Below are 19,339 nucleotides of genomic sequence, written 5' to 3'. Positions count from 1 at the left end.
ACTCTTCAGTTCAAACCTGTTACTGTTTTCGGTTCTTTCGAACCGGTCGCTCACTCAAAGCTGACAGGAATATGAATTGCTTCATAAACCTGACTTACTTTAGTGTGAGACTCTTGATACTTTTGCTATCTGATCCGAGGATCAGCTCGCTTTCATCAAGCGCCCACACTTATCGGCTGTTAATTTTTAAAGAGCATTCTGCGAGGGATCTTGAACCCCTCAGCAGCGCTGCGCTTTCAGCAGCAGAGAAGCGAGATTATGAACCGTGTTTCGCAGCGCGTCAACAACTTTCTGCACGACATCGTTGCGACTGCGGGGCCATCTTCCTGCGCCGTCGGGCTCGCTACTTCCGAATCTCAACAGCACCGCTTCCCTTCCTCCCGCGCCGCGTTTCCGTTAGCGCGAAAGAGGCGTGATTCTATGCATCCGCCCCCGTCCGTGCAAGCTCTTTGTGAAGAAAGTTTGAAAAAGCCCCCGTGCGCTACCGCGCACGGGGGCTTTTGAAGAACCGAGCGAAGCAATCACGCCGAGAATCGATACAGAGCAGTCACCGGATACCTACCGCGGTGCGCGGCGCAGGCTGATCAACGGTGCTTGAACACCGGCTTGCGCTTCTCGACGAATGCCGCCATCCCTTCCTTCTGGTCTTCGGTTGCGAACAACGAATGGAACAACCGGCGCTCGAAGTGGACGCCTTCAGCCAGCGTCGTCTCGTACGCGCGGTTCACCGACTCCTTGACCATCATGACCGCCGGCAGCGAGAACTCGGCGATCGTCGTCGCGGCGGCAATCGCCTCGTCGAGCAGCTTGTCGGCCGGCAGCACGCGCGACACGAGCCCGGCACGCTCGGCTTCGGCGGCGTCCATGAAGCGCGCGGTCAGGCACATGTCCATCGCCTTCGCCTTCGATACCGCGCGGGGCAAACGCTGCGTGCCGCCCGCACCCGGCATGACGCCCAGCTTGATTTCCGGCTGACCGAATTTGGCCGTGTCCGCCGCGAAGATGATGTCGCACATCATCGCGAGCTCGCAGCCACCGCCCAGCGCAAAGCCCGAAACCGCAGCAATGATCGGTTTGCGGATCTCGCGGACCGTCTCCCAGTTGCGCGTGATGTAGTCGCCCCGATAGACATCCATATAGGAGTAGGCCGCCATCATGCCGATGTCCGCGCCGGCAGCGAATGCCTTCTCGCTCCCGGTCACGACGATCGCGCCGATATCGTCGTCCGCATCGAACGCCTTCAGCGCAGCACCCAGCTCGTCCATCAGCGCATCGTTCAGCGCATTCAGCGCCTTCGGACGGTTCAGCGTCACCAGACCGACACGCCCGCGGGTCTCCACCAGGATGTTCTCGTAAGCCATCTATTTCTCCTCGATCAATGAAATGAGAAACGCCTCGCACATGCGAATAGTTTGATGCTACCATTCTCCGACCAACCGGTCGGTTAATTAATCGATCCGATCCCTCTCAACGTTCATCAGGCCGCCGCCATGACCCATGCCCTGTTCACGAAGCACGAAGACACGCTGAAACACGCACTCGCCGCCATCGAGAGCCGCGGGTACTGGAGCCCGTTCGCCGAAATGCCGAGTCCCAAAGTGTACGGGGAAAGCGCAAGCGCGGACGGTGAGGCCGCGTTCAAGTCGCACCTCGACAAGACCTTCGTGCTCGACCAGCCGGCGTCCGGTGAAACGGTCGGCGCCGAGCGCTCGCCGTACGGCATCGCGCTGGGCGTCCGGTATCCGAAATCGACGCCCGACGCCCTGATCGCTGCCGCAGCGGCCGCGCGACGCACGTGGCGCGAAGCCGGCCCGAGCGCGTGGGTCGGCGTCAGCCTCGAAATCCTCGCGCGCCTGAACCGCGCAAGCTTCGAAATTGCCTACAGCGTGATGCACACCACGGGGCAAGCCTTCATGATGGCGTTCCAGGCCGGCGGCCCGCACGCGCAGGACCGCGCCCTCGAGGCAGTTGCCTATGCGTGGGACGAACTGCGCCGCATCCCGGCCGATGCGCACTGGGAAAAGCCGCAAGGCAAGAACCCGCCGCTCGCGATGCACAAGCGCTATACGATCGTGCCGCGCGGCACGGGCCTCGTGCTCGGCTGCTGCACGTTCCCGACCTGGAACGGCTACCCGGGCCTGTTCGCCGATCTGGCAACCGGTAATGCCGTGATCGTCAAACCGCATCCGGGCGCGATTCTGCCGCTCGCCATCACGGTGCGGATCGCCCGCGACGTGCTGCGCGAAGCAGGGTTCGATCCGAACGTCGTCACGCTCCTCGCGACCGAACCCAACGACGGCGCCCTCGTCCAGGATCTCGCGCTGCGCCCGGAGATCAAGCTGATCGACTTCACCGGCAGCACGCAGAACGGCACGTGGCTCGAACGCCATGCCCATCAGGCGCAGGTCTACACCGAGAAAGCCGGCGTCAACCAGATCGTGATCGACTCGACCGACGACCTGAAGGCCGCCGCCAAGAACATCGCGTTCTCGCTGGCGCTGTACTCCGGCCAGATGTGCACGGCACCGCAGAACATCTACGTGCCGCGCGACGGCATCCGGACGGCCGACGGCCATGCGAGCTTCGACGACGTCGCACAAGCGATCGCGATTGCCGTGCAAAAACTCACCGGCGACCCGGCACGCTCGGTCGAACTGATCGGCGCGATCCAGAACGACGGCGTGACCGCGCGTATCGACGACGCGCGCAAACTCGGCCGTGTGCTCGCGGACAGCGTGCCCCTCCAGCACCCCGCTTTCCCCGATGCGCGCGTGCGTACCCCCCTCGTGCTGCAACTCGACGCAGCCGACCGCGAGAAATTTACGCAGGAGTGGTTCGGCCCGATCTCGTTCGTGATCGCAACCGACTCCACCGCGCAATCGCTCGATCTGGCCGGTGCAATCGCCGCCGAGCATGGCGCACTGACCCTCTCCGTCTACAGCACCGACGACGCAATCGTCAACGCCGCACACGACGCAGCGGTGCGTGGCGGCGTCGCGCTGTCGATCAACCTGACGGGCGGCGTATTCGTCAATCAGTCGGCCGCGTTCTCCGACTTCCACGGCACGGGCGCGAATCCAGCCGCCAACGCCGCGCTGGCCGACCCGGCATTCGTCGCCAACCGGTTCCGCGTGGTTCAAAGCCGCGTCCATGTTGCCCCGAAGGCAGTACCTGCGGAAGCTGGCCAGACGGCATAACCCGAATGGCCGACGTGCAAACGCCGCCACGTTCTCTACCATGAACGAATCCGCCACCCGGCGGGTTCGTCACTCACCGATACGCTCATGACAGACGCCTACATCTGCGACGCGATTCGCACTCCCATCGGCCGCTACGGCGGCGCCCTGAAAGATGTCCGCGCCGACGACCTCGGCGCGGTGCCGCTCAAGGCGCTGATCGAGCGAAACCGCGACGTCGACTGGGCAGCGATCGACGACGTGATCTACGGCTGCGCGAACCAGGCCGGCGAAGACAACCGCAACGTCGCGCGCATGTCCGCGCTGCTGGCAGGCCTGCCCACCGCCGTGCCGGGCACGACGCTGAACCGACTGTGCGGCTCCGGAATGGATGCGGTCGGCACGGCAGCGCGCGCGATCAAGGCAGGCGAAGCGCGCCTGATGATCGCAGGTGGCGTCGAGAGCATGACGCGCGCACCGTTCGTGATGGGCAAGGCCGCGAGCGCGTTCGCGCGCCAGGCCGACATCTTCGATACGACGATCGGCTGGCGTTTCGTCAATCCGCTGATGAAGCAGTTGTATGGGGTCGATTCGATGCCGGAGACGGCCGAGAACGTTGCGGTCGATTACCACATCAACCGCGCGGATCAAGACCTGTTCGCGCTGCGCAGCCAGCAGAAGGCCGCGCGGGCACAGCAGGACGGTACGCTCGCCGAGGAAATCGTACCGGTCACGATTGCGCAGAAGAAGGGCGATCCCGTGGTCGTGTCGCGTGACGAGCATCCGCGCGAAACGTCGCTCGAAGCGCTCGCGAAGCTGAAGGGCGTCGTGCGCCCGGACGGCTCGGTCACGGCCGGCAACGCGTCGGGCGTCAACGACGGCGCCTGCGCGCTGCTGCTCGCCAATGCGCAGGCGGCCGACCAATATGGCCTGCGCCGCCGCGCGCGCGTCGTCGGGATGGCGACGGCCGGCGTCGAGCCGCGCGTAATGGGCATCGGTCCCGCGCCGGCCACGCAGAAGCTGCTGCACCAGCTCGGCATGCGCATAGACCAGTTCGACGTGATCGAACTGAACGAGGCGTTCGCGTCGCAAGGTCTCGCGGTGCTGCGCATGCTCGGCGTCGCCGACGACGATCCCCGCGTGAACCCGAACGGTGGTGCGATCGCGCTCGGCCACCCGCTCGGCGCATCGGGCGCGCGGCTCGTCACCACGGCGCTCCATCAACTCGAGCATACCGGCGGCCGCTTCGCGCTCTGTACGATGTGCATCGGCGTCGGCCAGGGCATCGCGCTCGCGATCGAACGCGTGTAACCGACGCGCCGCGCGCCTATAACGAAGTCATGAAGGAGACACTGAATGTCCTATCAGGCGATCCAGCTGGATATCGATCAGGCCGCGCGCGTGGCCACGATCACGCTCAACCGCCCCGACAAGCTGAACAGCTTCACACGGGCGATGCATCGCGAACTGCAATCGGCGCTCGATGAAGTCGAAGCCGCCGGCGCACGCGCACTGATTCTGACGGGTGCGGGACGCGGCTTTTGCGCGGGCCAGGACCTCGCCGACCTCGACTTCACGCCAGGCGCGTCCACCGACCTCGGCACGCTGATCGACGAGCATTTCAATCCGCTGATCCGCCGCCTGCAGCGTCTGCCGATTCCCGTGATCGCCGCCGTCAACGGAACGGCGGCCGGCGCCGGCGCAAATCTCGCACTTGCGTGCGACCTGGTGTTCGCTGCCCGCTCGAGCAGTTTCATCCAGGCCTTCGTCAAGATCGGACTCGTGCCCGATTCGGGCGGCACGTGGTTCCTGCCGCAGCGCGTCGGCATGGCACGCGCGCTGGGGCTCGCGCTGACCGGCGACAAGCTCGGCGCCGAACAAGCCGAACAGTGGGGCCTGATCTGGCGCGCGGTCGACGACGACGCGCTCGTCGCCACGGTCCGCCAGCTTGCCACCCAGCTCGCGCAGCAGCCGACGCTCGCCATCGCATCGATCAAGCAGTCGATGCGAGACAGCGTCACGAACACGCTCGATCAGCAGCTCGACCTCGAGCGCGACCTGCAGCGCAAGCTCGGCCAGTCGGACGACTATGCGGAAGGTGTGAAGGCCTTCATCGAGAAGCGCGCGCCGCGCTTCGAAGGGCGTTGACATGATGAACGCCACCGCCACGCTCGACCCCGATTCGCTCGCCCGCGCCACCGCGCAGGCCATGTACGACGCCGACGCCTGCAGCCGCGCGTTCGGCATGGAAATCGTCGAAGTACGCGCCGGCTACGCCCGCCTGCAGATGCGCGTGCGACCCGAATTCCTGAACGGGCACCAGACCTGTCACGGCGGAATCATCTTCACGCTCGCCGATTCGACGTTCGCGTTCGCGTGCAACTCGTACAACCTGAATGCGGTCGCGGCCGGCTGCTCAATCGAATTCCTGCGCCCCGTGCACGGTGGCGACGTGCTGACGGCCGAGGCGGTCGAACAGGCGCGTGCCGGCCGCCACGGCATCTACGACATCCGCGTCACGAACCAGACAGGCGACACGATCGCGATGTTTCGCGGCAAATCGGCCCAGATCAAAGGCACGGTCATCCCGGAAGACCGCTGACGTCGACGGCTCGCCCCATAACAAACACTGGAGACATGCATGACTACCCCGCTACCGCTCGAGCCGATCGAGACCGCCTCACGCGACGAGTTGACCGCGCTGCAGCTCGAACGCCTCAAGTGGTCGCTCCGGCACGCGTATGACCACTCGCCCGTCTATCGCCGCAAGTTCGACGAAGCCGGTGTGCATCCGGACGACCTGAAAACGCTCGCCGACCTGTCGCGCTTTCCGTTCACGACCAAGGGCGATCTGCGCGACAGCTATCCGTTCGGGATGTTCGCGGTGCCGCAGGACCAGATCTCGCGCATCCACGCGTCGTCGGGCACGACCGGCAAGCCGACGGTCGTCGGCTATACGGCCGCCGACATCGATACGTGGGCGAATCTCGTCGCACGCTCGATCCGCGCCGCCGGTGCGCGCCGCGGCGACAAGGTCCACGTCAGCTACGGCTACGGGCTGTTCACGGGCGGGCTCGGCGCGCACTACGGCGCCGAACGCGCAGGGCTGACCGTGATCCCGTTCGGCGGCGGCCAGACCGAAAAACAGGTACAGCTGATCCAGGATTTCCGGCCCGACATCATCATGGTCACGCCGAGCTACATGCTGTCGATCGCCGACGAGATCGAGCGCCAGGGTCTCGATCCCGTGCAGAGTTCGCTGCGCATCGGCATCTTCGGCGCGGAGCCGTGGACCAACGACATGCGCGTCGCGATCGAACAGCGGATGGGCATCGACGCGGTCGACATCTACGGGTTATCCGAAGTGATGGGCCCGGGCGTCGCGTCCGAATGCGTCGAGACCAAGGACGGCCCGACCATCTGGGAAGACCACTTCTATCCGGAAATCATCGATCCCGACACCGGCGAAGTGCTGCCGGACGGCCAACTCGGCGAACTCGTGTTCACGTCGCTGACGAAGGAAGCGCTGCCGATCGTCCGCTATCGCACGCGCGACCTCACGCGCCTGTTGCCGGGCACCGCCCGGACGATGCGCCGGATGGAGAAGATCACCGGACGGTCGGACGACATGATGATCGTGCGTGGCGTCAACGTGTTCCCGACACAAATCGAGGAACAGTTGCTCAAGCAGCGCGCGCTCGCGCCGCACTATCAGATCGTGCTGACCAAGGAAGGTCCGCTCGACGTGCTGACGCTCAACGTCGAGCCGTGCCCGGAAACCGCGCCCGATACCGCGGCGATCCAGGCGGCAAAACAGGCGCTCGCGTACGACATCAAGTCGCTGATCGGCGTGACGGCCGTGATCAACGTGCTGCCCGTGAACGGCATCGAGCGCTCGGTCGGCAAGGCGCGCCGCGTCGTCGACAAGCGCAAGGGCTGAGGTCGCGCGCCGCGCATGCGGCGCGCAGCGGCCGATCCGCGCCTGCAAACGAAACAGCCCGGTCGGCCAATGCCGATCGGGCTGCTCGACTCCAAAGCGTCGTTCGACGCGACGCGCACAGCATTACGCGAACTGAAATCACATGGGCACACCGGCGATCAGACCGGCACACCCACGCGCACGAGGCGCGCCATCAATGCCGCCGCTTCGTTCGCGCGCGACCGTCCTGCCAGCCGGCGCCGCCCGACATCACGAATTCGGGAACAGCAGCCACATCCTGCCGACCTGCTTCATCCGGCCGGCCAGGTCGCCGGCATCGTCGCCGAGCCCCCAGAAATAGTCTGCCCGCACGCCGCCCTTGATCGCCGAGCCCGTATCCTGCGCGAACACGAGCCGGTTCATCGGCGTATTCGTCAGCGGACGCGTGGTCTGCAGGAACACCGGCGTGCCGAGCGGGATCGACGACGGATCGACCGCGATCGAGCGCTCCGGGGTCAGCGGCACGCCGAGCGCGCCGATCGGGCCGTCCGCGCCGCCGTGCGGCGCATCTTCCTTGGTCGGCATGTCGCGGAAGAACACGAAGCGCGGATTCGTGTCGAGCAGCGCGTCGACGCGCGTCGGGTTCGCCTTCGCCCAGGCCTTGATGCCCTGCATCGTCGCCTGCGCGGGCGTCAGCTCGCCGCGATCGAGCAGCCACTTGCCGATCGAACGGTACGGCTGATTGTTGGTGCCGCCGAAGCCGACCCGCATCACCGAACCGTCGTCGAGCAGCACGCGACCGGAGCCCTGCACCTGCAGGAAAAATGCCTCGATCGGATCGTCGACCCACACGAGCTCGTTGCCGTTCAGGATGCCGGCGCGCTCGAGCTGCGCGCGTGCCGGCAGCGCGGCGCCCGCGCGATAGCCGGCCGGCCAGCGATAGAGCGCGTATTGATACGGGCCGCGGCGCACGCGCGACCCGTGCAGCAGCGGCTCGTAATAGCCGGTCACGAGCCCGTCGAGCGTCCCGTCGGTATTCGCGAGCTGGAACGGCGTGAAATACGTTTCGAAGAAGGTGCGTGCGCTGCTGACGTCGAGTTCGTCGAGCCGATCGGCGGCCGCGCAAGCGCGCGTCCAAGCCGGCTGGCGCGCGAGCCGCGCGCAATTCTGCCGCAGCGCGGCCGTCGCGCCGATCAGCGAATCGTCCTGCCAGCCCGGCACCTGCTGCCACGCGACCGGCGTGAGCCGCTTCGCGGCGACCTGCCCCGGCACGATCGCCGCGCCGGTCGGCGGCTTCAGCGCGGAGGTTCGCGTCGGCGCGCCGCCGCACGCGGCGAGCAGCGCCGCCGCCGCGGCTGCGGCCATCCACCCGGCCAGCCGGGGCCCAAACCACATACAATGTCCGTTCTTGATGGAAACCGCCATGTCAGATTTTCTCGACCAATATCCGATGCTCATCTTCGCGCTCGAAGCCTTCGTAGCGCTTGCCCTGCTGATCTTCATCGTCGTGTGGACGTCGTCGGGCAGAAAGAAGCAGGCCCGCCACAACGACCGCCAGCCGCGCTGACGCGCGCCGCACGCTCAATGCAGCGTGCGCGGCATGTGCAGGGCGAACTCGTCGACCGGCGCCTCGAAGCGCTCGCCGTCCTCCGCCACGCAGAAGTACGCGCCGCGCATCGTGCCGACCGGCGTCGCGATCACGGCCCAGCTCGTGTATTCGAAATGCTCGCCCGGCTGCAGCAGCGGCTGGTGGCCGACGACGCCGAGCCCCTTGACTTCCTGCACGTGGCTCTCGCTGTCCGTGATGATCCAGTGGCGCGCGATCAGTTGGGCCGCGACCTGCCCCGTGTTGCGGATGGTCAGCGTGTACGCGAATGCGTATTGACGGTGATCGGGGTCGGATTGTTCCGGCAAGTAGCTGGTTTTCACCGAAACGGTGAACTGATACTGACTCATGGTGTGTCCGCTGTAGGTAACCGCGCGCGCCGACTCGGGCGGCCGGGCCGCGGGCGCGCTGCATTGGTTCGGCATTCTATGCGCAATCGGGCCGCAACCGCACGGCCTGCCGCCGCGCACCGGGTCGCCGGACGGTAGAATGACGGTTTTGCGCCGCAACGTCCCCGCTCCCCTGTCATGACTCAATTCCGCATCGCTCCCAGCATCCTGTCGGCCGACTTCGCACGGCTCGGCGAAGAAGTCCGCAACGTGGTCGCCGCCGGCGCCGACTGGATTCACTTCGACGTAATGGACAACCATTATGTGCCGAACCTCACGATCGGCCCGCTCGTCTGCGAGGCGATCCGCCCGCACGTGCAGGTACCGATCGACGTGCACCTGATGGTGCGCCCGGTCGACCGGATCGTGCCCGATTTCGCGAAGGCCGGCGCGAACCTGATCAGCTTCCACCCGGAAGGCTCGGACCACATCGACCGCACGCTGTCGCTGATCCGCGACCACGGCTGCAAGGCCGGCCTCGTGTTCAACCCGGCCACGCCGCTGAACTACCTCGACCACGTGATGGACCGCCTCGACTTCGTGCTGCTGATGTCGGTGAACCCGGGCTTCGGCGGCCAGTCGTTCATTCCGGAAACGCTGAACAAGCTGCGCGAGGCGCGCGCCCGCATCGACGCGTACACCGAACGCACGGGCCGCGAGATCCTGCTCGAAGTCGACGGCGGCGTAAAGGCCGACAACATCGCGGAAATCGCGGCAGCCGGCGCCGACACGTTCGTCGCGGGTTCGGCGATCTTCGGCAAGCCCGACTATCGCAAGGTGATCGACGAGATGCGCGCGGCGCTCGCCACCGTCGAGCGGAGCTGACGCCGTGGCCGACTCGTCGTTCGCCGGCCACGCGCCGGCCGGGGCCGCCTCGGACGCGGCCGCGATCCGCTTTACCGCGCCGCGCATCGATGCCGCGCTGATCGACCTCGACGGCACGATGGTCGACACGGCCGACGATTTCACGGCCGGCCTGAACGGGATGCTCGCGCGGCTCGGCGCGCCGGCCACGTCGCGCGACGAAGTGATCGGCTACGTCGGCAAGGGCTCCGAACACCTGATCCAGAGCGTGCTGAAGCCGCGCTTCCCGGCCGATGAAGCGCACGCGCGCTTCGACGACGCGCTCGCGATCTACCAGACCGAATACGCGAAGATCAACGGCCGCCACACGCGTCTCTATCCGGACGTGGCGGCCGGGCTCGACGCGCTGCGCGCGGCCGGCATCCGGCTCGCGTGCGTGACGAACAAGCCGCACCGCTTCGCGGTCGAGCTGCTCGAGCAATACGGGCTGGCCGGCTGCTTCGGCATCGTGCTCGGCGGCGACAGCGTCGCGCGCAAGAAGCCCGATCCGCTGCCGATGCTGACGGCCTGCGACGCGCTCGGCGTCGCGCCGGACACCGCGGTCGCGATCGGCGACTCGGAAAACGATGCGCTGGCCGGCCGCGCGGCCGGGATGGCGACGCTGACGGTGCCGTACGGCTACAACCACGGCAAGGCTATACAAACGATAAATTCGGATGGTATAGTCGATTCGTTGCTGGTCGCGGCTCGCGCAATTTCCGCGCACAACGCCGGCCGGCCAACCGTCTGATTATTTCTTCCATCCGCATGTTTCTGAATAAAAAACGGAGTCTGAGCAGCATCGACCGGGGAGCCTGGCCCTGGCGTCGCTGGTCGCGCTAACCTCTTCGATGAGGTACGCTGAAGCACGTCTTCAGCGCCGTTTTTTATCTCGCTGCGCATCCGCGCGCCGATCGTCGCACCACCTCGAGTTCCACCGCGCCCGAACGCTTGCGTTCAGGACCGGCCGCAGGCTCGCGACGTTCACGCCCGGAGTGCCGGCCGGCAACAGGCACTTCTCGATCGACCGCTCTTTCGCCGACGGCCACCCGCGCAGCGTCAAGTGATCCCTGGCGCCCGCGCCGCTCGTCCCGAACAGGACCGGAACATGACCGAACTCGAATTCCAATCGCTCGCGAACGAAGGCTACAACCGCATCCCGCTGATCGCGGAAGCGCTCGCCGATCTCGAAACGCCGCTGTCCCTCTACCTGAAGCTGGCCCAGCCCGAACGCGCGGGCGCCAACTCGTTCCTGCTCGAATCGGTGGTCGGCGGCGAACGTTTCGGCCGCTACTCGTTCATCGGCCTGCCCGCCCGCACGCTCGTGCGCACCCGCAACGGCATGTCGGAAGTCGTGCGCGACGGCCAGATCGTCGAGACGCACGACGGCGACCCGTTCCAGTTCATCGAATCGTTCCAGGCGCGCTTCAAGGTCGCGCAGCGCCCGGGCCTGCCGCGTTTCTGCGGCGGCCTCGCAGGCTACTTCGGCTACGACGCGGTGCGCTACATCGAGAAGAAGCTCGCGAACACCGCGCCGCGCGACGATCTCGGGCTGCCCGACATCCAGTTGCTGCTGACCGAGGAAGTCGCAGTAATCGACAACCTCGCCGGCAAGCTGTACCTGATCATCTACGCGGACCCGGGCCAGCCCGAAGCGTACGCGAAGGCAAAACAGCGGCTGCGCGAACTGAAGCAGCGCCTGCGCACGACCGTGCAGCCGCCCGTCACGTCGGCGAGCGTGCGCACCGAGACGTTCCGCGAATTCAAGAAGGACGACTATCTGGCCGCCGTGCGCCAGGCGAAGGAATACATCGCGGCCGGCGAGCTGATGCAGATTCAGGTCGGCCAGCGGCTGACGAAGCCGTACCGCGACAATCCGCTGTCGCTGTATCGCGCGCTGCGTTCGCTGAATCCGTCGCCGTACATGTATTACTACAACTTCGGCGATTTCCACGTGGTCGGCGCGTCGCCGGAAATCCTGGTGCGCCAGGAAAAGCGCGGCGACGACCAGATCGTCACGATCCGTCCGCTCGCCGGCACGCGCCCGCGCGGCAACACGCCGGAGCGTGACGCGGAACTCGCGACCGAGCTGCTGAACGATCCGAAGGAGATCGCCGAACACGTGATGCTGATCGATCTCGCGCGCAACGACGTCGGCCGCATCGCGGAGATCGGCTCGGTGCAGGTGACCGACAAGATGGTGATCGAGAAGTACTCGCACGTGCAGCACATCGTCAGCTCGGTCGAAGGCAAGCTGAAGCCCGGCATGACGAACTACGACGTGCTGCGCGCGACGTTCCCGGCCGGCACGCTGTCCGGCGCGCCGAAGGTGCGCGCGATGGAACTGATCGACGAGCTCGAGCCGGTCAAGCGCGGGCTGTACGGCGGTGCGGTCGGCTACCTGTCGTTCTCGGGCGAGATGGATCTCGCGATCGCGATCCGCACGGGCCTGATCCACAACGGCAACCTGTACGTGCAAGCGGCGGCCGGCGTCGTCGCGGATTCGGTGCCCGAATCCGAATGGCAAGAGACCGAGAACAAGGCGCGCGCGGTGCTGCGTGCGGCCGAACAGGTCCAGGACGGCCTCGATAGCGACTTCTGACCGGAGACTGACCATGCTGCTCATGATCGACAACTACGACTCGTTTACCTACAACCTGGTCCAGTACTTCGGCGAACTCGGCGAGGACGTGCGCACCTACCGCAACGACGAAATCACGCTCGACGACATCGCGCGCCTGAATCCCGACACCATCTGCCTGTCGCCGGGGCCGAGCAATCCGCAACACGCGGGCATCACGCTCGACGTGCTGCGCGAATTCGCGGGCAGGAAGCCGATCCTCGGCGTCTGCCTCGGCCACCAGGCGATCGGCGAAGCGTTCGGCGGCCGCGTGGTGCGCGCGAAGACCATCATGCACGGCAAGGTGAGCCGGATCGAAACCGACTGCCGCGGCGTGTTCGCCGACCTGCCGAAGCATTTCGACGTCACGCGCTATCACTCGCTCGCGATCGAACGCGAATCGTTGCCCGATTGCCTCGAGGTGTCCGCATGGACCGACGACGGCGAGATCATGGGCGTGCGCCACAAGACGCTGCCGGTCGAAGGCGTGCAGTTCCACCCGGAATCGATCCTGTCCGAGCACGGCCATGCGCTGCTCGAGAATTTCCTGAAACAGAGCCGCGCCGCGGCCGCACCGACCGCCTGACGGGAGACGCACGATGACGATTACCCCGCAGGAAGCGCTGCAGCGCACGATCGAGCACCGCGAGATCTTCCACGACGAAATGCTGCACCTGATGCGGCTGATCATGCGCGGCGACATGTCGCCCGTGATGGCGGCCGCGATCATCACCGGGCTGCGCGTGAAGAAGGAGACGATCGGCGAGATCGCCGCCGCCGCGACCGTGATGCGCGAATTCGCGAACCACGTCGAGGTGCGGGACAACTCGAATTTCGTCGACATCGTCGGCACCGGCGGCGACGGCTCGCACACGTTCAACATCTCGACCGCGTCGATGTTCGTCACGGCGGCCGCGGGCGCGAAGGTCGCGAAACACGGCAACCGCGGCGTGTCGAGCAAGTCCGGCAGCGCCGACGTGCTCGAGGCGCTCGGCGTGAACATCGACCTGCAGTCGGACCAGGTCGCCGCATCGATCGCCGAAACCGGCATGGGCTTCATGTTCGCGCCGAACCATCACCCGGCGATGAAGAACATCGCGGCCGTGCGCCGCGAACTCGGCGTGCGCACGATCTTCAACATCCTCGGCCCGCTGACCAATCCGGCCGGCGCGCCGAACCAGCTGATGGGCGTGTTCCACCCCGACCTCGTCGGCATCCAGGTGCGCGTGATGCAGCGCCTCGGCGCACAGCACGTGCTCGTCGTGTACGGCAAGGACGGGATGGACGAGGTGTCGCTCGGCGCCGCGACGCTCGTCGGCGAATTGCGCGACGGCGAGGTGCACGAATACGAGATCCATCCGGAGGACTTCGGCCTGCAGATGGTGTCGAACCGCACGCTGAAGGTGGAAAATGCCGACGAATCGCGCACGATGCTGCTCGGCGCGCTGGACAACCAGCCGGGCGTCGCGCGCGAGATCGTCACGCTGAACGCGGGCACCGCGCTCTATGCGGCCAATATCGCCGAGTCGATCGCGGACGGCATCCAGCTGGCCCGCGAAGCGATCGCGAGCGGCAAGGCCCGCGCGAAGGTCGACGAACTCGTGCGCTTCACGCAGCAGTTCAAGCGCTGACCCTCTTACGAATCAAGCAGGAATCCCTATGAGCGACATTCTCGACCGAATCATCGCCGTCAAGCGCGAAGAAGTGGCGGCGGCCATGCGTAGCACGCCACTCGAGGCGCTGAAGCTGGAAGCCTCCGCGCGCGACCTGCGCGACTTCGTCGGCGCGCTGCGGGCGAAACACGCGGCCGGCAACGCCGCCGTGATCGCCGAAATCAAGAAGGCAAGCCCGTCGAAAGGCGTGCTGCGCGAGCATTTCGTGCCGGCCGACATCGCGCGCTCGTATGCGGCGCACGGCGCCGCGTGCCTGTCGGTGCTGACCGACGAGCAGTTCTTCCAGGGCGGCGTCCGCTACCTCGAGGAAGCGCGCGCGGCCTGCACGCTGCCGGTGCTGCGCAAGGACTTCATCGTCGACGCGTACCAGATCGTCGAAGCCCGCGCGATGGGCGCCGACGCGATCCTGCTGATCGCCGCGGCACTCGACACGCCGCTGATGCAGGATCTGGAAGCCTATGCGCACTCGCTCGGCCTCGCGGTGCTGGTCGAAGTGCACGACCGTAACGAGATGGAACAGGCGCTGACGCTCAAGACGCCGCTGCTCGGCATCAACAACCGCAACCTGCGCACGTTCGAGACGTCGATCCGGACCACGCTCGACATGCTCGACATGATTCCGGCGGACCGCATCGTCGTGACCGAATCGGGCATCCTGTCGCGCACCGACGTCGACACCATGCGCGCGGCGAACGTGAACACGTTCCTCGTCGGCGAGGCGTTCATGCGCGCCGACCAGCCGGGCGAGGAACTCGCACGGATGTTCTTCTGATGGCGATCGAAAAGGAAATCAAGCTCGCGCTGCCGGCCGGCCAGGCCGACGCGGCGCACCGCTTCTTCGAGACGCTGACCGGCGAACCCGGCCACACGATCATGCTCGCGAACGTCTATTACGACACGCCCGATCTCGCGCTGGCGCGCTCGAAGAGCGCGGTGCGCGTGCGCCGCACGCCGGACGGCTGGCTGCAGACGTTCAAGACGGTCGGCAGCGCGGAAGGCGGCCTGCACCGCCGCCACGAATGGGAACTGCCGGTCGCGGGCGACGCGCTCGAAATCGACGCGCTCGTCGCGGCCTGCGACGTGCCGGAAGCCGCCGCCGCGCTGAATGACGCGGCCGGTGCACTGTACGCGCTGTTCCGCACGGATTTTTCGCGTACGCTGTGGCGCATCGCAATCGGCGGCGCGACCGTCGAGGCCGCGGTAGACCTCGGCGAGATCGTCGTCCAGGCGGAACACGAAACGCGCCGCGAACCGATCAGCGAAATCGAACTCGAACTGATCGACGGCCCGGAAACGGCGCTCGCGACGCTCGCCGCCGAACTGCAGCAGGCGCTGCCGGGCCTCGTTCCCGAAAACATCAGCAAGGCGCAGCGCGGCTACCGGCTGCGCGCGCAATAAACACGCATCACGCATGGCAACCCGCAAGACTTCCCGCGCGCCGCAACAAGCGTCGCTGTTCGACGATCCCGTGCCGGAACCGGCACCGGCCGATATTCCGTCCGCGGCTTCCGAGCCGCCCGCGGCCCAGCGAAAATCCACGAAGAAGACAGCCGCACCGGCGCCCGCGCCGGCCCCGACCGCCTCGGCACCGCAGCCCGTTGCTGCCGACGTGCCACATCTCGCCGCGCAATTCGACGCGCTGCCGGCCGTCTGGCGCGACGTGCTGAAACCGTTCACCGACAGCGACGCGTACGCGCCGCTGTGCCGCTTCGTCGATAAGGAGCGCGCGGCCGGCAAGACGGTCTACCCGACCGACGTGTTCCGCGCACTGCGCCTGACGAGCCCGGACGACGTGAAGGTCGTGATCCTCGGCCAGGACCCGTATCACGGCGACGACCGCGGCACGCCGCAGGCGCACGGCCTCGCGTTCTCGGTGCCGCCGGCCGTGCGCCCGCCGCCGTCGCTGCGCAACATCTTCAAGGAAATCTCCGCGAACTTCGGTCACGACACACCGCGTCACGGCTGTCTCGATACATGGGCGCGCCAGGGCGTGCTGCTGCTCAACACCGTGCTGACGGTCGAGCGCGGCGCGGCCGCGAGCCATGCGAAGCGTGGCTGGGAGCAATGCACGGACACGCTGATCCGCGAGCTCGCCGGCCGCCATCGCGGGCTCGTGTTCATGCTGTGGGGTGCGCATGCGCAGGCGAAGCGCGCACTGTTCGACGCGAACGCGCATTGCGTGCTCGAGGCGCCGCATCCGTCGCCGCTGTCCGCGCACCGCGGGTTCCTCGGCTGCCGCCATTTCGCGCTCGCGAACGACTATCTGATCGATGCAGGCCGCGAACCGATCGACTGGCGCCTGCCGGACGTAGCCGAAACGCTCGCGTAACGGCCTAGCGCCCGTCCACGCTAATAACGGGCTTGCGCTGGCCCCAAGGTTCGCCGGGCGAATACGAAAATGCCGCGTCCCTTTCGGGGCGCGGCATTTTTTATCGGGCGATGCGGCGAGTGCACCGCACCCGCATCGACCTGACGCGTTACGCGGCGGCGATCGCTTCGCGTGCGCCGGCCAGCGCGGCGCTCTGCGCATCCGGGCCGAGGTTCAGGCCTTCGGCGTGGATGAAGCTCACGTCGGTCATGCCGACGAAGCCGAGGAACGTGCGCAGGTACGGCGTCTGGCTGTCGTTCGGCGTACCCAGGTACTTGCCGCCGCGCGCCGTCACCACGTAAACCTTCTTGCCCTTGATCAGGCCTTCCGGACCGTTCTCGGTGTAGCGGAACGTGACGCCTGCACGGGCGATCCAGTCGAAGTACGTCTTCAGTTGCGACGAGATGCCGAAGTTGTACATCGGTGCGCCGATCACGATGATGTCGGCAGCCTGCAGCTCGGCGATCAGCGCATCGCTCTTCGCGACGATCGCATTCTGTTCCGCGGTGCGCTTATCGGCCGGCGTGAAGAACGCGCCGAGCACCGATTCGTCGAGGTGCGGCAGCGCATCGGCCAGCAGGTCGCGAACCACGACGTTCGCGCCGGGGTTCGATTGTTGCAGCTTTGCCGTCAGTTCGTTGGCCAGCAGCGTGGATTGCGCACCTTGCGAACGCGCGGCGGAATTGATTTGCAGAATGGTCGTCATGTCAGGCTCCGGTAGGGTTGCGCTTCGGTAGCGCGAGTGACGCCATTGTGCGTGGCCGCATGACCGCGAAAAAGCGGGTTCTGGGCGACGGATTGTTGCAGCAGCGGGACAATACCCGATCGCGCCCCGATACCCGCTCGCGTACCTTTACCCCTTCAGCCAGGCTTCGCGGGCCTTCGTGGCCGCAGCCGGCTTCGCGGCCGCCGTCAGCCGGTAGCGCGTGACTTCCGGACCGTCGAGCTTCAGTTTCGCGGTGCGAAGCTCGTCGCGGCGAAACGCGTGGACCTCGACCTTGTCGCCCGGCCGGTAGCGGGCCAGCAGCGCATCGAGATTCGTGCCCGTCACGCGCAACCCGTCCACCGCGATCAGCGTGTCGCCGGCCGACAATCCCGCGCGATGCGCGGCGCCGCCTTCGTAGACCGCCGCCAACGTGCAGTCCGCGCCACCGCGCAAGCGCGCGCCGATCGTCGGCTTCTCGGCCGCGCCGAGCGCGACGTCGGGAGCCAGCGTCACGCCGAACGGCGCGAGCAGGTCGCCGAGCGGCAGGTCGCGCGTGCCGTGCACGGCGTCGGCGAACAGGCGGCCGAGCGCGACGCCCGTCGCCTCTTCGATCAGCGTCTCGACTTCGTTTTCGTCCACGCCCGCCTGCTTGCCGCGATAGAAGTCGCGGCCGTAGCGTTGCCACAGCAGGCGCATCACGTCGTCGAGCGACTTCCGGTTACGCGTCTGCGCGCGAATCGCAAGGTCGAACGCGAGCGCCACGAGCGAGCCCTTCGTGTAATAGCTGACGATCGCATTGGTCGCGTTCTCGTCCTGACGGTAGTACTTGATCCACGCGTCGAACGAGCTTTCCGCAACGCTCTGCTTGAGCCGGCCCGTGCCGCGCAGCACGCCGCCGATCGTGCGGCCGAGCGCCGCGAAATATTCGTCCTGCGACATCAGCCCGCTGCGGACCAGCATCAGGTCGTCGTAATACGACGTGAAGCCCTCGAACAGCCACAGCAGCGACGTGTAGTTCTCGCGCGTGAGGTCGTACGGCACGAACGCCGCCGGCTTGATGCGCTTCACGTTCCACGTGTGGAAATACTCGTGGCTGCAGAGGCCGAGATACGTGCGATAGCCTTCCGTCGTTTCCGGCCGCCCCTTCACCGGCAGGTCGGTACGGTTGCAGATCAGCGCGGTCGACGCGCGATGCTCGAGGCCGCCGTAGCCGTCGCTGACCGCGAGCGTCATGAACACGTAGCGGTCCATCGGCGCCTTCTTCGACTTCGGCTCGAACAGCGCGATCTGCGCTTCGCACACGCGTTTCAGGTCGGTACGCAGCCGCTCCAGATCGAGCTGCGTCACGCGCCCGGCGATCACGATGTCGTGCGGCACGCCGTGCGCGTCGAACGTCGCGAGCGCGAATTCGCCGATCGTCACCGGATGGTCGGACAGCTCGTCGTAGTTCGCCGCGCGATACGCGCCGAAACCGTAGCGCTTCGTCCCGCTCGCCTCGGGCAGCGCGGTGCCGACCCGCCACGTGCGGAACGCGGCGCCAGCCGGTTTAGCGATGTCGACTTCGCACGGCGCGTCCTCTCGACCGGCGACGCTCAGGAACACGGCCGTCGCGTTGAAGAAGCCACCCGACTCGTCGAGATACGCGGAGCGCACCGACAGGTCCCACGCATAAACGTCGTAGCGCAGCGTCAACGCGCCGGTCACGGGCGCGGCCTGCCACGTGTGCTTGTCGGTCTTCGCGATGCGCACCTTGCGGCCCGCGTCGTTGAACGCGCGCAGCGTCACGATGTTGCGCGCGAACTCGCGCACGAGGTAGCTGCCCGGAATCCACACCGGCAGCGAGAAACGCTGGCCTTCGGGATCGGGATCGGCAACCGTCACCGTCACTTCGAACAAGTGCGCGGCAAGATCTTTCGGGACAATCGAATAGCGGATCGGCTGGGTCATCGTGACAATCGGTCGGGGCGGGCGAAAACGAAGAGAGGCGCCGGCAGATCATGCGGGCGCCCCTCGCCGGCCGGGCCGTGCGCCCGGCGTGC

Annotated in this window: 19 protein-coding genes; 14 read left to right on the top strand and 5 right to left on the bottom strand. The window is 66.6% G+C overall.

What is annotated here, in order from left to right:
- Nucleotides 1–584: 584 nt before the first annotated feature.
- Nucleotides 585–1,361, bottom strand: coding sequence for an enoyl-CoA hydratase (locus WS89_RS28040; protein ID WP_059499653.1), 777 nt, complete (start codon nucleotides 1,359–1,361; stop codon nucleotides 585–587).
- 129 nt (nucleotides 1,362–1,490) lie between these two features.
- On the opposite strand from WS89_RS28040, the gene paaN reads away from it, so the two are divergent.
- From paaN to paaK, 5 genes are all read left to right on the top strand, one after another.
- The gene (gene paaN, locus WS89_RS28035) at nucleotides 1,491–3,197 is read left to right on the top strand and encodes a phenylacetic acid degradation protein PaaN (RefSeq protein WP_059795271.1); all 1,707 of its coding nucleotides are present in this window, start codon (nucleotides 1,491–1,493) and stop codon (nucleotides 3,195–3,197) included.
- A gap of 87 nt (nucleotides 3,198–3,284) precedes the next feature.
- Nucleotides 3,285–4,487 carry a 3-oxoadipyl-CoA thiolase gene (gene pcaF / locus WS89_RS28030; RefSeq protein WP_059795268.1) on the top strand — a complete coding sequence of 401 codons (1,203 nt, stop codon included), beginning with the start codon at nucleotides 3,285–3,287 and terminating at the stop codon, nucleotides 4,485–4,487.
- 45 nt (nucleotides 4,488–4,532) lie between these two features.
- Nucleotides 4,533–5,324: a 2-(1,2-epoxy-1,2-dihydrophenyl)acetyl-CoA isomerase PaaG gene (paaG, locus tag WS89_RS28025; protein WP_059795264.1), complete on the top strand. Its 792-nt coding sequence runs from the start codon at nucleotides 4,533–4,535 to the stop codon at nucleotides 5,322–5,324.
- Nucleotide 5,325: 1 nt separating this feature from the next.
- The gene (gene paaI, locus WS89_RS28020) at nucleotides 5,326–5,778 is read left to right on the top strand and encodes a hydroxyphenylacetyl-CoA thioesterase PaaI (protein WP_059499657.1); all 453 of its coding nucleotides are present in this window, start codon (nucleotides 5,326–5,328) and stop codon (nucleotides 5,776–5,778) included.
- 39 nt (nucleotides 5,779–5,817) lie between these two features.
- Nucleotides 5,818–7,116: a phenylacetate--CoA ligase PaaK gene (gene paaK / locus WS89_RS28015; RefSeq protein ID WP_059499658.1), complete on the top strand. Its 1,299-nt coding sequence runs from the start codon at nucleotides 5,818–5,820 to the stop codon at nucleotides 7,114–7,116.
- A 249-nt stretch (nucleotides 7,117–7,365) separates the two neighbouring features.
- Here paaK and mltA read toward each other — a convergent pair whose 3' ends face one another.
- Nucleotides 7,366–8,490: a murein transglycosylase A gene (gene mltA, locus WS89_RS28010; protein ID WP_257127425.1), complete on the bottom strand. Its 1,125-nt coding sequence runs from the start codon at nucleotides 8,488–8,490 to the stop codon at nucleotides 7,366–7,368.
- Nucleotides 8,491–8,518: 28 nt separating this feature from the next.
- On the opposite strand from mltA, the gene WS89_RS34780 reads away from it, so the two are divergent.
- A complete protein-coding gene (locus WS89_RS34780; RefSeq protein ID WP_006482075.1) occupies nucleotides 8,519–8,662 on the top strand; it encodes a hypothetical protein in 144 nt (47 codons plus the stop codon).
- 14 nt (nucleotides 8,663–8,676) lie between these two features.
- Here WS89_RS34780 and apaG read toward each other — a convergent pair whose 3' ends face one another.
- Nucleotides 8,677–9,051, bottom strand: coding sequence for a Co2+/Mg2+ efflux protein ApaG (gene apaG / locus WS89_RS28005; protein ID WP_006477037.1), 375 nt, complete (start codon nucleotides 9,049–9,051; stop codon nucleotides 8,677–8,679).
- 177 nt (nucleotides 9,052–9,228) lie between these two features.
- On the opposite strand from apaG, the gene rpe reads away from it, so the two are divergent.
- From rpe to WS89_RS27965, 8 genes are all read left to right on the top strand, one after another.
- Nucleotides 9,229–9,915, top strand: coding sequence for a ribulose-phosphate 3-epimerase (gene rpe / locus WS89_RS28000; protein ID WP_006482066.1), 687 nt, complete (start codon nucleotides 9,229–9,231; stop codon nucleotides 9,913–9,915).
- Nucleotides 9,916–9,919: 4 nt separating this feature from the next.
- Nucleotides 9,920–10,684 carry a phosphoglycolate phosphatase gene (locus WS89_RS27995; protein WP_059795261.1) on the top strand — a complete coding sequence of 255 codons (765 nt, stop codon included), beginning with the start codon at nucleotides 9,920–9,922 and terminating at the stop codon, nucleotides 10,682–10,684.
- A 357-nt stretch (nucleotides 10,685–11,041) separates the two neighbouring features.
- Nucleotides 11,042–12,535, top strand: a complete 1,494-nt coding sequence (gene trpE / locus WS89_RS27990; RefSeq protein WP_059795258.1) for an anthranilate synthase component I — start codon at nucleotides 11,042–11,044, stop codon at nucleotides 12,533–12,535.
- Nucleotides 12,536–12,548: 13 nt separating this feature from the next.
- Nucleotides 12,549–13,139 carry an aminodeoxychorismate/anthranilate synthase component II gene (locus WS89_RS27985; protein ID WP_059795255.1) on the top strand — a complete coding sequence of 197 codons (591 nt, stop codon included), beginning with the start codon at nucleotides 12,549–12,551 and terminating at the stop codon, nucleotides 13,137–13,139.
- A 13-nt stretch (nucleotides 13,140–13,152) separates the two neighbouring features.
- The gene (gene trpD / locus WS89_RS27980) at nucleotides 13,153–14,184 is read left to right on the top strand and encodes an anthranilate phosphoribosyltransferase (protein WP_034209840.1); all 1,032 of its coding nucleotides are present in this window, start codon (nucleotides 13,153–13,155) and stop codon (nucleotides 14,182–14,184) included.
- Nucleotides 14,185–14,212: 28 nt separating this feature from the next.
- The gene (trpC, locus tag WS89_RS27975; RefSeq protein ID WP_059499662.1) at nucleotides 14,213–14,998 is read left to right on the top strand and encodes an indole-3-glycerol phosphate synthase TrpC; all 786 of its coding nucleotides are present in this window, start codon (nucleotides 14,213–14,215) and stop codon (nucleotides 14,996–14,998) included.
- Complete coding sequence (locus WS89_RS27970; protein WP_059795252.1) at nucleotides 14,998–15,624, top strand: CYTH domain-containing protein; 627 nt, start codon at nucleotides 14,998–15,000, stop codon at nucleotides 15,622–15,624. Before trpC ends, WS89_RS27970 begins: the two co-directional genes overlap by 1 nt.
- A gap of 13 nt (nucleotides 15,625–15,637) precedes the next feature.
- Nucleotides 15,638–16,555 carry a uracil-DNA glycosylase gene (locus WS89_RS27965; RefSeq protein WP_059795249.1) on the top strand — a complete coding sequence of 306 codons (918 nt, stop codon included), beginning with the start codon at nucleotides 15,638–15,640 and terminating at the stop codon, nucleotides 16,553–16,555.
- A 148-nt stretch (nucleotides 16,556–16,703) separates the two neighbouring features.
- On the opposite strand, the gene WS89_RS27960 is transcribed toward WS89_RS27965, so the two are convergent.
- Nucleotides 16,704–17,300 (bottom strand): FMN-dependent NADH-azoreductase, encoded by a 597-nt coding sequence (locus WS89_RS27960; protein WP_059499665.1) that lies wholly within the window; start codon nucleotides 17,298–17,300, stop codon nucleotides 16,704–16,706.
- A 147-nt stretch (nucleotides 17,301–17,447) separates the two neighbouring features.
- Nucleotides 17,448–19,247, bottom strand: a complete 1,800-nt coding sequence (locus tag WS89_RS27955; RefSeq protein ID WP_059795246.1) for a M61 family metallopeptidase — start codon at nucleotides 19,245–19,247, stop codon at nucleotides 17,448–17,450.
- Nucleotides 19,248–19,339 lie beyond the last annotated feature (92 nt).

This window comes from Burkholderia sp. MSMB1072 (assembly GCF_001524725.1).
Taxonomy (GTDB): domain Bacteria; phylum Pseudomonadota; class Gammaproteobacteria; order Burkholderiales; family Burkholderiaceae; genus Burkholderia.
The sequence above is the reverse complement of the archived record's forward strand: the minus strand, read 5'-3'. Positions and strand labels throughout refer to the sequence as shown.

Coding starts and splice junctions, on each gene's coding strand:
- WS89_RS28040 (WP_059499653.1), bottom strand. CDS start 1,361: ATGGCTTACGAGAACATCCTGGTGGAGACCCGCGGGCGTGTCGGTCTG.
- paaN (WP_059795271.1), top strand. CDS start 1,491: ATGACCCATGCCCTGTTCACGAAGCACGAAGACACGCTGAAACACGCA.
- pcaF (WP_059795268.1), top strand. CDS start 3,285: ATGACAGACGCCTACATCTGCGACGCGATTCGCACTCCCATCGGCCGC.
- paaG (WP_059795264.1), top strand. CDS start 4,533: ATGTCCTATCAGGCGATCCAGCTGGATATCGATCAGGCCGCGCGCGTG.
- paaI (WP_059499657.1), top strand. CDS start 5,326: ATGATGAACGCCACCGCCACGCTCGACCCCGATTCGCTCGCCCGCGCC.
- paaK (WP_059499658.1), top strand. CDS start 5,818: ATGACTACCCCGCTACCGCTCGAGCCGATCGAGACCGCCTCACGCGAC.
- mltA (WP_257127425.1), bottom strand. CDS start 8,490: ATGTGGTTTGGGCCCCGGCTGGCCGGGTGGATGGCCGCAGCCGCGGCG.
- WS89_RS34780 (WP_006482075.1), top strand. CDS start 8,519: ATGTCAGATTTTCTCGACCAATATCCGATGCTCATCTTCGCGCTCGAA.
- apaG (WP_006477037.1), bottom strand. CDS start 9,051: ATGAGTCAGTATCAGTTCACCGTTTCGGTGAAAACCAGCTACTTGCCG.
- rpe (WP_006482066.1), top strand. CDS start 9,229: ATGACTCAATTCCGCATCGCTCCCAGCATCCTGTCGGCCGACTTCGCA.
- trpE (WP_059795258.1), top strand. CDS start 11,042: ATGACCGAACTCGAATTCCAATCGCTCGCGAACGAAGGCTACAACCGC.
- WS89_RS27985 (WP_059795255.1), top strand. CDS start 12,549: ATGCTGCTCATGATCGACAACTACGACTCGTTTACCTACAACCTGGTC.
- trpD (WP_034209840.1), top strand. CDS start 13,153: ATGACGATTACCCCGCAGGAAGCGCTGCAGCGCACGATCGAGCACCGC.
- trpC (WP_059499662.1), top strand. CDS start 14,213: ATGAGCGACATTCTCGACCGAATCATCGCCGTCAAGCGCGAAGAAGTG.
- WS89_RS27970 (WP_059795252.1), top strand. CDS start 14,998: ATGGCGATCGAAAAGGAAATCAAGCTCGCGCTGCCGGCCGGCCAGGCC.
- WS89_RS27965 (WP_059795249.1), top strand. CDS start 15,638: ATGGCAACCCGCAAGACTTCCCGCGCGCCGCAACAAGCGTCGCTGTTC.
- WS89_RS27960 (WP_059499665.1), bottom strand. CDS start 17,300: ATGACGACCATTCTGCAAATCAATTCCGCCGCGCGTTCGCAAGGTGCG.
- WS89_RS27955 (WP_059795246.1), bottom strand. CDS start 19,247: ATGACCCAGCCGATCCGCTATTCGATTGTCCCGAAAGATCTTGCCGCG.